Annotated in this window: 10 protein-coding genes; 1 reads left to right on the top strand and 9 read right to left on the bottom strand. The window is 56.8% G+C overall.

All coding sequences use genetic code 11. From position 1 onward, the window contains the following. Nucleotides 1–55: 55 nt before the first annotated feature. Both DBV39_RS02950 and DBV39_RS02945 read right to left on the bottom strand, forming a co-directional pair. The gene (locus DBV39_RS02950) at nt 56–958 is read right to left on the bottom strand and encodes a prephenate dehydratase domain-containing protein (RefSeq protein ID WP_159078764.1); all 903 of its coding nucleotides are present in this window, start codon (nt 956–958) and stop codon (nt 56–58) included. A gap of 107 nt (nt 959–1,065) precedes the next feature. Beyond that, a complete protein-coding gene (locus DBV39_RS02945) occupies nt 1,066–1,746 on the bottom strand; it encodes an RraA family protein (protein WP_108620289.1) in 681 nt (226 codons plus the stop codon). A gap of 355 nt (nt 1,747–2,101) precedes the next feature. On the opposite strand from DBV39_RS02945, the gene DBV39_RS02940 reads away from it, so the two are divergent. Further along, nucleotides 2,102–2,389: a cation:proton antiporter regulatory subunit gene (locus DBV39_RS02940; RefSeq protein ID WP_108620288.1), complete on the top strand. Its 288-nt coding sequence runs from the start codon at nt 2,102–2,104 to the stop codon at nt 2,387–2,389. Nucleotides 2,390–2,410: 21 nt separating this feature from the next. Here the strand turns inward: DBV39_RS02940 and DBV39_RS02935 are convergent, their stop codons facing one another. The 7 genes from DBV39_RS02935 to DBV39_RS02905 form a co-directional block, all read right to left on the bottom strand. Then, entirely contained in the window at nt 2,411–4,075 is a 1,665-nt protein-coding gene (locus DBV39_RS02935; protein ID WP_227870783.1) for an acyl-CoA carboxylase subunit beta, read from the bottom strand. Nucleotides 4,076–4,161: 86 nt separating this feature from the next. Continuing rightward, complete coding sequence (locus DBV39_RS02930; RefSeq protein ID WP_227870782.1) at nt 4,162–5,433, bottom strand: CaiB/BaiF CoA transferase family protein; 1,272 nt, start codon at nt 5,431–5,433, stop codon at nt 4,162–4,164. Beyond that, nucleotides 5,430–6,818 carry an acetyl-CoA carboxylase biotin carboxylase subunit gene (locus DBV39_RS02925; RefSeq protein ID WP_407669219.1) on the bottom strand — a complete coding sequence of 463 codons (1,389 nt, stop codon included), beginning with the start codon at nt 6,816–6,818 and terminating at the stop codon, nt 5,430–5,432. The genes DBV39_RS02930 and DBV39_RS02925 overlap by 4 nt, the downstream gene beginning before the upstream one ends. A 148-nt stretch (nt 6,819–6,966) precedes the next feature. Continuing rightward, nucleotides 6,967–7,791, bottom strand: coding sequence for an IclR family transcriptional regulator (locus DBV39_RS02920; protein WP_108620286.1), 825 nt, complete (start codon nt 7,789–7,791; stop codon nt 6,967–6,969). Between the two features lie 19 nt (nt 7,792–7,810). Beyond that, a complete protein-coding gene (locus DBV39_RS02915) occupies nt 7,811–8,794 on the bottom strand; it encodes a Bug family tripartite tricarboxylate transporter substrate binding protein (protein WP_108620285.1) in 984 nt (327 codons plus the stop codon). A 203-nt stretch (nt 8,795–8,997) separates the two neighbouring features. After that, complete coding sequence (locus tag DBV39_RS02910) at nt 8,998–9,219, bottom strand: acetyl-CoA carboxylase biotin carboxyl carrier protein subunit (protein ID WP_108620284.1); 222 nt, start codon at nt 9,217–9,219, stop codon at nt 8,998–9,000. 329 nt (nt 9,220–9,548) lie between these two features. Then, nucleotides 9,549–11,663: a 3-hydroxyacyl-CoA dehydrogenase NAD-binding domain-containing protein gene (locus tag DBV39_RS02905; RefSeq protein ID WP_108620283.1), complete on the bottom strand. Its 2,115-nt coding sequence runs from the start codon at nt 11,661–11,663 to the stop codon at nt 9,549–9,551. Nucleotides 11,664–11,750 lie beyond the last annotated feature (87 nt).

The following is an 11,750-nucleotide window of genomic DNA, read 5'->3' as shown; positions in this document are numbered from 1 at the left end:
ATTGACATGACTATACCCAAACAACCTGCTGCGTGACAGACCGCGGGTCTGGATGTCAGACCTGAACGCGAGCACCAGATACCCTATCCGCTTGAGACAAGGACAGACAGGCTGACGTGGATGCCGGAACAGAGCTCACCATATTGGCAATCGCATCATCATGGGCCCCCATCAGGGTGCCTGAGAGACCATGAACCGACACCAGCACCAGAAATGCGTACAGATCATCACTGCGAAGACAGGCGACTAACCAGTGTGTCACTTCCAGTTCGCTCGAGGGTGCGTGGACCCACAAGGCTGGCTCAATGTCCTTGACTGGCAACGCACGCTCAAGTGCGCAAAGCGCTTCCCGATTGGCACCGGCCACTTTGAGCCATACCCAGCGACCAGGGTTAGGCGTTTGCGGGACCTGGGGACCCAGCACCCACCAGCGAGTGACATTCGGTGCGACAGTCGGTATGTCGGCGACAAGCGTGTGCAGACCGTGCGTGCCCACCGCCTGAGGCGGCGCCACTGCCAGATGCTTTGCGTGATTCTTCTGCGCGACCGAGTGCGCCGCATCTGAGCCGGACTTCGCGAACACCCACTCGGCATCAGGAAACTGGTCAGACAACCATGGACGCACTTCCTCCAGCGCAACCGGATGTCCGGTGATATGCGTCACACCAGAGAGTTTGACGCCCGGATCAACCGCAGCCAGGCTGTGCTGAACAGGCCTGACCACATCCTGCTCAATCCAGAGTCTTTGCAGAGCGAGCAGCTGCGCCAGATATGGCGTAGTCCCTGCGATCGACGAGTAGTACGGAACGCAGATCCAGGAAATCTCGCCTTGACTGTATGCCTTCAAAAGCTCTGGCGCATCAAACCCTTGAAGCTTGGAATGTTCCCCAAATAAATCACGTGTGACCTGATGCGTCCAGGAACCGGGCAAGCCGAGGTAACCGACTAACTCATGCACTGTGCGTCTCTCAAAGTAACTTTCAGGAAAAACTGACGATCGCTGATGGAACAGTCCGATCCGTCAGACGACTTCAATACGATCCGGGCTTTCACCACACACCTACCTCACACCCGGGTTGTGTCACACCCCAGGCGCTCCAGCGCTTCGTCCACCCAGGACCGGTCAACCAGACCTTGCTTCATCTGGGCAAGCAGATCGCGTTCTTTCTCTTCGATGGCCCGTACGCCACGGGCGACATCGTCCAGATCGTGAGCACGGATGGCAATCATGCCATCTGCATCGCCCACGATCAGATCACCGGGATGGACCACGACCCCATCTACACTGACCGTCACATTGATCTCCCCTGGTCCAATACGACTCGGTCCACGGGGCGAAATACCGCGAGCGTACACAGGCAGATCTGATTTCGCCAGTTGAGCGCTATCCCTGACGGCTCCGTCAATGACAAATCCAGCCACACCACGGGTTCGAGCGTACGTAGTCATCAATTCGCCAATGGTCGCACTGTATCCGACACCTCCAGCGTCCACCACGATCACGTCACCCGGACCCGCCAGATCGATTGCTTTGTGGACCATGAGATTGTCGCCCGGCACGGTACGGACCGTGATCGCGCGACCCGCCATCGGCGCACCGTTGTGAAACGGCCGTAACTGGCTCGACCCACGGGTGCGGCCCATGGCGTCACTGATATTAGAGACGGCGAACGCTGAAAACAGGCTGATCTGCTCATCACTGATTAATCGCTGTACCGGATGAACCACAAAACCTGACTGAACCATGTATCCCCCTGGAACACGAACTCGTATCGTGGATTGCTACACGCTTGACTACAGATTGCTCGCGCATCATCTGGATTGCGCTATCGGGACCAACGCCGCAGTTGCCTGTCTAGTTATTTTGAAGGCGTTCATCAGGGTCCTTGATTGCACCTTTCTGTATGCGCAAGAAGTTGCTATCGAATCACGACCTGCCTGAACCGACCGAGATTTGTTGCAACACAGCATACTGTAGCATCGATTGAAGGCTGGGGCATCTTCGGACAAGAGCGGCACGCCAGATCAGGCGTGTGCGCATCAATGAGGCCCACCCATGCAGACGCGTACCAGCATCGGGTGATTTGTGTGCGAGATTTGTATGCGAGCGTTGTACACGAGCCCTTGCACAAGAGCTCGCCCACAAACCCCTCGCAAAAGCCAGGACAAGAACCAGATCCTGGCTGAGTCGCGCGTACGTGAACAGCATCAGATCACAGTGGTCGGTATCAAGCGACCCAACCAGGACTTCAGCTATGCCAAACCTGATAGCGCGATCCAGAGCGGTGATCTCCTCATTGTTGCAGGCTCCACCAGGTCAATCGAGCGTTTCAGTGGACTGGTCAAACTCACCAGAAGGCCTAAGCGCCGTCAGCAAGGCAGATTGTGAGCCTGCCTTGCTGACGCTCTGTCACACGGGCATATCGTAAGGGTGTGCCTCTGACATTTTGGGGGCCTTGGCGCACATGGCTTCCCACGCATCTTCAACCCAGTCACACAGAACTGCCCGGGTTTCACGCGGATCGATAATGTCCAGCATCATGAACCGTTCAGCCGTCCTGAAGGGAGATGCGATACGGTGGTAGTACGCTTCAAGTTCGTCACGGGCTTCGACCGGATCCGGTGCCTCGGCAATCTCCTTGCGATAAGCAGCCGCGACACCACCTTCGATGGGGATGGATCCCCAACGGGCAGACGGCCAGCCAAACCGGTGAATCAGGTGCGGAAAGTACTTCGGCGCATGCAGGCCTCCGGCCATGCCAAAGGCTCGACGCATGACGATCGATACCCAGGGCACCTTGACTTCTTCGATTGTGCTCAGTACCCGAACAGCGCCAAGCAGGGTCCCCTGCAACTCCGCTTCCGGACCAGTCGCGTTGCCAGGCTGGTCAACCAGGTTAATCACGGGCAAGCCAAATGTGTCGCACATTTTGACGTGGCGCTCCATTTTCCAGGCGGAGGTGATCGTCATGGCACCACCGGCGACCCGCGGGTCACTGCACAGTACGCCCACCGGATAGCCGTCCAGGCGGGCCAGTGCAGTGATGCAGGATCCTGCCTGGTATCGTCCTATCTCAAATACCGAGCCTTCATCAAAGATTGAGCGAAGTATCTTGCGTGGATCGTAGACCTTGCGGCGATCGCGGGGAATTGCGTCCTTGAGCCAGTCGTCGGCACGATCAACTGGGTCACCTGACCGGATCCGCCTGGCATATGTTGCACTATGTCTGGGCAGATAGGACAGAAAACGGCGTACCTGCTCAAACGCATCGGTCTCGCTTTCGGCTTCGTTGTGAACCAGTGCACTACGCCGATGAACCTTGTAGCCGCCCAGGGCGTTCTTGTCGATCTCGATGCCGTACGCCTGCTTGACCACGGGTGGACCTGCGGCAAAGACCTGCGACTGGTCACGCACCATGACAGAAAAGTGCGACATGAGCACCTTGACCGCACCTAAGCCAGCGCAGGCCCCGAGCGCCACGCCAACCACGGGGACCGTCTTGAGCAACTGCGTGACGGGCCAGTTCGGATAGCCCGGGATCTTGCTGTGCCCGCTTTGTTCGAGCAGCTTGACACTTCCGCCCGCCGTGTCGACCAGGCGTATCATCGGCAGTCTGAGATCGAGTGCCATGCGCTCAGCGTAGATCCACTTGTCTGAGATCGTTGCCTCCGAAGAGCCCGCCCGGATCGTGTAATCATCGGCCGAAACGACGACTTTGCGTCCTTCAATTTTCCCGGATCCAATAATGGCGTTGACCGGAGACAGTCCCTGAAAGTATCCCTCTTTGTCGTACTTTCCCTTACCAGTGATGCGACCAAGCTCCCTGAACGTATCAGCGTCGAGCAGCGTCGCCAGACGTTCTCTGGCGTTCATGATGCCGCGACTCTTGAGTTTGGCCAGCGATTCGGGTCCACCCATGGCCGCTGCCTGTTCGCGCCGGGTCGCCAGTTCCTTCAACTCTTCTGCCCATTGGCCATCTGGCGTCAATGAGTTGCCCCCCGCCTGGGTAGCTTCCTGAATGTCAGGCTGGCTACTTCCTGCAGGCCCGGTCGATGTATCAGTTGTTGTATTCAATATATTCCCCTACGGGTGTTCAGTTTCAAATAGTTCGTAAGGCACAAAGGCGACGTCGTTCTGGTGTTCAGGCGGTGGCTCCTGGATCAGCGAATCACCTTGAGAGCGCGAAGCTCCCCGATCTGCTGCTCGCTCAACCCCATTGCGGCCAGGATACTGTCGGTATCGGCGCCCAGATCCGGGCCTGAGTGACGGATCGTGCCTGGCGTACGAGAAAGCTTGGGCACGACCCCAGTCTGGGTCGTGTGGCCCAGCACAGGATGCCCGACCTTCACCAGCATGTCGCGCGCAGTGAAATGTGGATCTTCAAAGATGTCCGCAATGGTGTTGACCGGTGCAGACGGAATGGCCGCCTCGATTAGCCTGGCTGCAAGGGAGGGTGCGTCCAGTGTGCGGGTCCATTCACCGATGATCCGGTCGATCTCTTTCATATTCTCGGGTTTGCCTCGTGCCCGGATAGTCGCAAATCGTTCGTCCGTGGCAAGTTCTGACTGCTCCATGATCTGGGTCAGGCGGCGGAAGATGATGTCGCTGTTGGCAGCAATCAGCATCCAGTTTCCGTCAGCAGTCGGATACAGACTATTGGGTGCCATCGTCGGCAGATTCGGTCCCACTCGCTTTGGCACAAATCCTAATTTTTCGTAAGCGGGGACATACGGCTCCATTTGACTGAACGCAGCCTCGTACAGTGCCACGTCGACGACCTGTCCAAGACCAGAGCGGGCGCGCTCGTGTACGGCAGTCATGGCACCGAACGCCGCGTAAACCGAGGTCAGGTAATCCGTGGTAGCAAGCGCTACCCGTGCGGGCGGACGATCCGGGTCCCCCGTCATGTGCCGGACTCCCCCCACCGCCTCACAGGTGGCTCCGTAGCCGGGCCTGCCCGAGTACGGGCCGTCCTGGCCATAACCGCTAATACGCACCATGATGAGTCCGGGGTTGGTCTGGCGCAGATCTTCGTAGCCCAGGCCGAGTCGCTCCAGCACCCCGGGCCGGTTGTTTTCCACGAGGATGTCAGCCTGATCAATCAGAGCACGCGCAATCCGGTTGCCCTGCTCGGACTTCAGGTCCAGTGCAATCGACTTTTTGCCGCGAAGTATGGTGGCAGCGTAAAGCGAGACATCCTGCACATGCCGCCCCATCTGACGGACACCATCACCTTCGTGTGGCTCAATCTTGGTGACATCGGCCCCGAAATCCGCGAGCAGACGTGCACAGGCTGGACCGGCGATGGTGGAACAGATTTCAATCACTTTGAGGTCGGACAAAGGAAGCGAGCCGCTGTGCGCCTGCTCAGGCATGGACTGTACAGATGCATCTGAGAGTACGGACTGACTCGTGGGGCTTTCCTGGCTCATGCAGGACTCCTGTCAAGATTCATGTTCAATAGCTGCTTGAGATGGGTCTCGATAAATCCGGTGTGCACGCTCTGCGCGACAAATTCCGGATGCGAAAAGATGGCTTTGATAAATCCCAGGTTCGTCTGGATACCGCTGATTTCCGTTGCATGCAGGGTGTCGAGCATGCGGGCAATCGCCTGATCCCGGTTGTCTGCCCGAACCAGTATCTTGGCCACCATCGAGTCGTAATACGGACTGATACTGTCCTGCGCACGCACACCGGCGTCCACCCTTACGTCGCCCTGCGCAAACTCGATATGTTCGGGAAGCGACCATGTCTGGATCTGTCCGACAGACGGCAAGAATCCTTTGTTCGGACGCTCTGCACAGATGCGCACCTCAAAACAATGACCATTGAGCTGCAGATCATCCTGTGCAAGGGGCAAGCGTTCACCACGCGCGACACGTAACTGCCACTCAACCAGATCCAGCCCAGTGACAAGCTCCGTCACACCGTGCTCGACCTGCAAACGCGTATTCATCTCCAGAAAGTAGAAATTGCCGTCCGGGTCGACGATGCATTCGACCGTGCCCGCACCGACATAACCCACGGATCGGGCAAGATCAGCCGCAGCCTGCCCCATCGCATCGCGCTGACTGTCTGACAATCCTGGGGCTGGAGCCTCCTCTATCACTTTCTGATGCCGACGCTGGACAGAGCAGTCACGCTCGAACAGATGCACGACGTTGCCATGGGCGTCGCCAAACACCTGCACTTCGACATGGCGAGGCCGTTCGATGTATCGTTCGAGCATCACGGTGTCGTCGCCAAACCCGGCCAGTGCCTCGCGCCGGCAAGACGCCAGAGCTGCATCAAACTCGTCCATGCTACGAACGACTCGCATGCCGCGTCCGCCGCCCCCCATACGCGCCTTGATCATCAGCGGAAATCCCGCAGCCAGTGCTTGCTCCTTCAGAAACGCATCATCCTGTTCGTCACCGTAGTAGCCTGGAATCAGAGGCATGCCTGCCTGGTGGGCTTGCGCCTTGGCACGGGCTTTGTCGGCCATGGCCTCGATCGCATGGGGCCCCGGACCGACAAACATGATCCCGTCCACCTCACAGGCGCGAGCCAGGGCGACGTTCTCCGACAAGAAACCGTATCCGGGATGCACAGCATCTGCGCCACTCTCGCGCACCACTTCCATCAACCGGTCAATGTTCAAGTAGCTCTGACGGGCATCTGCTGGTCCGATCAGATAGCTGCTATCGCAGCACGCCACGTGCTTGGCCTGCGCATCAGCTTCTGAATAGACGGCGACCGTCTCGATACCCAGCCGTCGAGCGGTCTGGGCAATCCTGCAGGCAATCTCGCCCCGGTTTGCAATCAATAGTTTCTTCAATTCATTCATTCCTATTACTGGACGCGACCCACTGGTTCGCGATACATGCCGGACTACTCCTGGACGACTCCCGAATGAACCCCGCAGGCGTCTGAAACATCCGGGCTCCGGGCTTTATCGTCGAGCCATCCGGTCGATAGTCGTTCCGTTAACGGTGTCCGATCAAGAGTTCCACATTCCTGACCAAATCCATCAATCTTGGTCCAATTTCGGTCTCAATCTGCGACTCCTTCAGGCGAACCACCGGCATGCCGCAGTTAAAGGCGTAACGCATTTCGTCGACTTCGCCGCGAAGGGGAACACCGACCGAGCGTGTTTCACGCACAAGATTGTGCATGGCCAGGCAAAACCCCCATTGCCTGAACTGCGCCAGTGCATCATCCACCAGCACCCGGTACTTGCTGCCCTCTTGTTCCCAGCCAGGGGTGATCGCATCGAGCAACTGCGTGCGCTCGGCCGGACTCAAGCCACAAAGGTAGGCTCTTCCCATAGCCGTCGGATACATCGGAATCTTTGACCCGATCCCTGCGACGACCGGACTCACCGACTTCGCGCTTGCGCAGCTTTCGACATAGACCATCTTTCTGCCAAGCTGTACCCCCATCGACACCACACCACCAACCTCGTTGGCCATGGTCTGCATCAATGGCCGGGCAACCTGGCGGATTTTCATGTGAGCCAGCAACGGATAGGCTGACGTCAACATGGAAACGCCCAGTGCATACTGTCTGAGCACTGGTGAATACCGCAGGAACCCGAACTTCGCCAGGGTGTAGGTGATCCGGGAAACGGTCGGCTTGGACAGCCCGGTCAGGCTGACCAGCTCCTTGTTACTCAGGTACTGACGGCTCAGATCAAAGCAGTTCAGTACAATCAGGCCACGCGCCAGCGTGAGCACGACTGATGGATCGTCCTCGGAAAAACTCCCCTCCTTGCCTGGCAGAAAAGCATCTGGCGAGCGCGTGCGTCCCATATGTACAACTCCGAGGAGATCACTTGTTCCTGGAAAGACCGAGGGTGTCAAGAATCTCCTGAATTCTCTGCGTTTCCTCAGCCAGCGTCTGCTTGACCTGATCCGGCCCCACAAAATCCGGTGCCCAGCCACGCATCTCTACGAATTTTTTCCACTCATCAGTGCTGGTGATCTCGTCAAACGCCTTGCCCCAATAGGAGATCTGGGCTGGTTTCAAGTCCTTGGGTCCGAGAATGCCCTGAATTGAAGTCGTCACCACATCGACACCAGACTCTTTCCAGGTCGGAATACCCGAGAGTTCGCCAGGCAGACGCTTGGGCGAGCCGACAACCAGGATCCGCAACTGGTCGTTCTTGAGCGCAGTCAGAAAATTGGGAGTGCTGGCGGCCACGACATCGACGTTCTTGCCGAGCAAATTGGTGATTGACTCAGCCGATGATTTGTAAGGGATGAAGTTGATTTTTTGTACATCCACACCCGCTTTCTGTAACGGCAAAGCCGCACCAACGTGGATGTGATTACCCAGTGAGGTGGCGAGTGCCACATTGAGTTTGGCTGGATCTGCCTTCATGGAGTTGACCAGATCCTGAGCGGTCTTGTAGGGAGAGTCCTTGTGCACGATCAGACCGACGTATTCCTGAAACAGGATCGCGATCGGGCTGTAGTTGGTGTACGGGCGATCCTTGAGCGAGCCGGTGATGTTGTTATTGATGATCGAGGTCGTCAAGGTCATCAGATAATTGGCGTCGCCAGGATGCTTGTCCAGATCATTCAATGCCATGGCCAGTGCACCGCCTGGACGGTTACTGATGATCATGCTGTCGACCAGCTTCTTCTCGATGGCGATCTTTTGTATCTGGCGTGCCACCATGTCCAGAGAGCCTCCAGGCCCTGCAGGAACAATGAATTCGACAACAGAACCGGGTTTCCAGTCCGACTGTGCCATGGCTGCCTGACCGGTCAGCGCTGCCACAGAGAAAGTGATTGCTGCAAGTAACTTCATGCGTGTCTCCTCACGATTGTGTTGTTGTGCTACGGCGATACCGGATGTGGTTCGAAGTGAGACGCGCCCCGACAAAACTTTGCTCACTTCTTGAACCGTCACCGGCCAAACACCGCAGTCTGATTATGGGAGTCATTCACTGATAAATCAATTTATAGGAATAAAATTCCATATACAGGAAAAGTTTTTTTTAAAAAGTTAAATCAAACTTCAATTTTTGCAATGATCTGTCCTTCGGTGACAGGATCGCCTTCGGCCACCATGATCTCGACGATGGTGCCAGGCTTTTCTGAAACGAGCGGAATTTCCATCTTCATCGATTCGATGAGCAGAATAGGCTCTTCCGCGTCAACCGCAGTGCCTACTTCCATCAGAATTTTCCAGACCGAGCCGGTAACATCTGACATCAGTTCGACTTGTGCCATCTTTCAGTGCTCCTTTGTGTATTGACGTTTATATAGATTTTTCAAATAACTTGTCACCTCTGATGTGACAATCGGCGTAGAGTGTAAACACGGACACCCCGGTAAAGACAAGACATTCATGGCAGCAAGGGCAAGTTGCGGCAAGATGAGGCGTTGTCACCCACATGCAAGCAGGAGACAACTACCCACCAATCGCCACCCGGCTGGCGATCAATCATGCCTGAATCCGCCGGTGCGCCAGTCCCGATATGCGCTTTCTCAGCACTCATGCGTCTGTTCACAGCACTAAGCGCTCACTTCTGATAATCCGGACACTGAACGCACACAGCTCACGCTCGCTCCTTTTGCCACTGCGATAAGCTCTTGCTCTCATTCACCAACGAAACAATGAGTGAAGCGGGCTGCCACCATGACTTTGCGCCGGGCTCAGAGCAAAAGCGTTGCAGGTCTGCCAGCACCTTATCCAGTCCGATCTGGTCCGCATAGAACATCGGTCCTCCGTGCTGCCTCGGAAAGGCATAGCCATTGAGGTAGACAACGTCAATGTCGCTCGGCCTCAACGCAATGCCTTCTTCCAGAATTCGCGCACCCTCGTTGATCAGCGCACCGACACACCGGGCAACAACCTCCTCGTCCGTCACAACCCGTGGGCTCACACCAAGACGTTGTCTGAATTGACGAATGATCTCTTCAGCCTGCGGGTCCGGAATCGCCTGACGATTGCCCGGCTCATACCGGTACCATCCTGATCCGGATTTCTGGCCCAGACGCCCTTGCTCAACCAGATCATCCGCGATGTGTGGATACCATTGATCTGGCGCGCTCGCCTTATATCGCTTGCGGGTAGCGTAGCCAATATCCAACCCGGCCAGATCCCCCATGCGCAACGGCCCCATTGAGAATCCGTACGCCTCAAGTGCCTGATCCACTTGTTGCGGCGCTGCACCCTGCACCACCAGGCCGTGCGCGGCCGCGGTATAGCGTGCAACCATGCGGTTTCCGATAAACCCGTCGCAGACACCCGCAACGACTGCAATCTTGCCAATACGCCTGGCAAGCGACATGCATGTCGTCAAGACTTCGTTCGATGTCTTGTCACCTCGCACGATCTCGAGCAGCTTCATTACATTTGCGGGGCTAAAAAAATGCAGTCCGAGCACATCACCCGGTCTGGATGTCGTCGCAGCCAGTTCGTCGATATTCAAGTATGAAGTGTTGGATGCAAGAATGGCGCCGGACTTGCAGATCGCGTCAAGTTTGCCAAACACCGACTTCTTGACGTCCATATCCTCAAACACCGCCTCGATCACCAGATCAGCGTCAGACAGATCCTCGTAGGCAAGACTCGGTGTGAGCAACGCCATGCGCTTCTGAACATCTTCTGCAGTAATGCGGCCTTTGCTGGCCGTGTTCTCGTAATTTCGCTCGATGATGGCTACGCCGCGGTCAAGCGCTTGCTGTGTGGCCTCGACCAGCGTGACAGGAATTCCCGCATTAAGCATGCTCATGGCAATGCCGCCACCCATGGTGCCGGCTCCGATAACGCCAACGCGACTGATGTCCCGGATCGGCGTATCCGCCGCAACACCCGGTATTTTGGTGACTGCCCGTTCAGCAAAGAAGATGTGACGCAAAGCCTTGGACTGGCTCGATTCCATCAACATGTTGATGAGTGCGCGCTCCTGCTCAAGTCCTTTGGAGAATGGCAGATTGACCGTTCCCGCTACCGATTCGAGACAATTCTGCTGAGCCAGCTGCATGGCTTTGTCTTTACTGCCGGCAAGCTTCTGTCGGCATTCATCCAGAATCGCCTGCGCATTGGGCTCGTCCATGTCGATGTCACGCACACGGCGATACGGTGCGCCTTTGGCGGCTAGTTCTCGCGCGGTCTGGATGGCTGCGGAAACGATGTCTTCATCGACTACTTGTGCAAACAACCTGGTATCGGACAAAGTACTTGCGCGTACGATCAGACCTTCCGTGATCATTGTGAGCGCCCGCTTCAGTCCAACCAGCCTTGGAAGGCGCTGGGTTCCGCCGCCTCCCGGGAGGATGCCAAGCTTGACCTCAGGCAGGCCAATTCGGGCCTGCACGTGTGCGACCCGCTCATGTGCCCCTAATGCCAGCTCGAGTCCGCCCCCAAGGCAGATCCCGGAAATAGCAGCAACGATGGGCTTGTCAGCGCTCTCCATCTGCTCGATCACCGAGGCCAGTCTGGGCTCAGTGGAGGGAAGAGGTCCACCAAATTCTGAAATATCCGCGCCGCCGGAAAACGCCTTGTCTGTGCCGGTGACCACGAGCGCTTTCACAGATGCGTCGGCCAGCGCCCGGGCAATCGCCTCGTGAAGGTCCTTCCTGAGGGGGTGACCCAGGCTATTGACCGGGGGGCGGTTCATGTGAATGACCGCAACGTCATCCCGGGTTTCGTAGTGGACTGTCTGCATGGGTTGTCTGACTCCTTTCAATAACCCTTCCTTTGAACTCTTCTGTCCAGTCAGGACATGCATGAACCCAGTCTACAGGTTGGTCTC

Origin of the sequence: Orrella marina (assembly GCF_003058465.1) — a bacterium.
In the GTDB taxonomy this organism is placed as follows: Bacteria; Pseudomonadota; Gammaproteobacteria; order Burkholderiales; family Burkholderiaceae_B; genus Algicoccus; species Algicoccus marinus.
The sequence above is the reverse complement of the archived record's forward strand: the minus strand, read 5'-3'. Positions and strand labels throughout refer to the sequence as shown.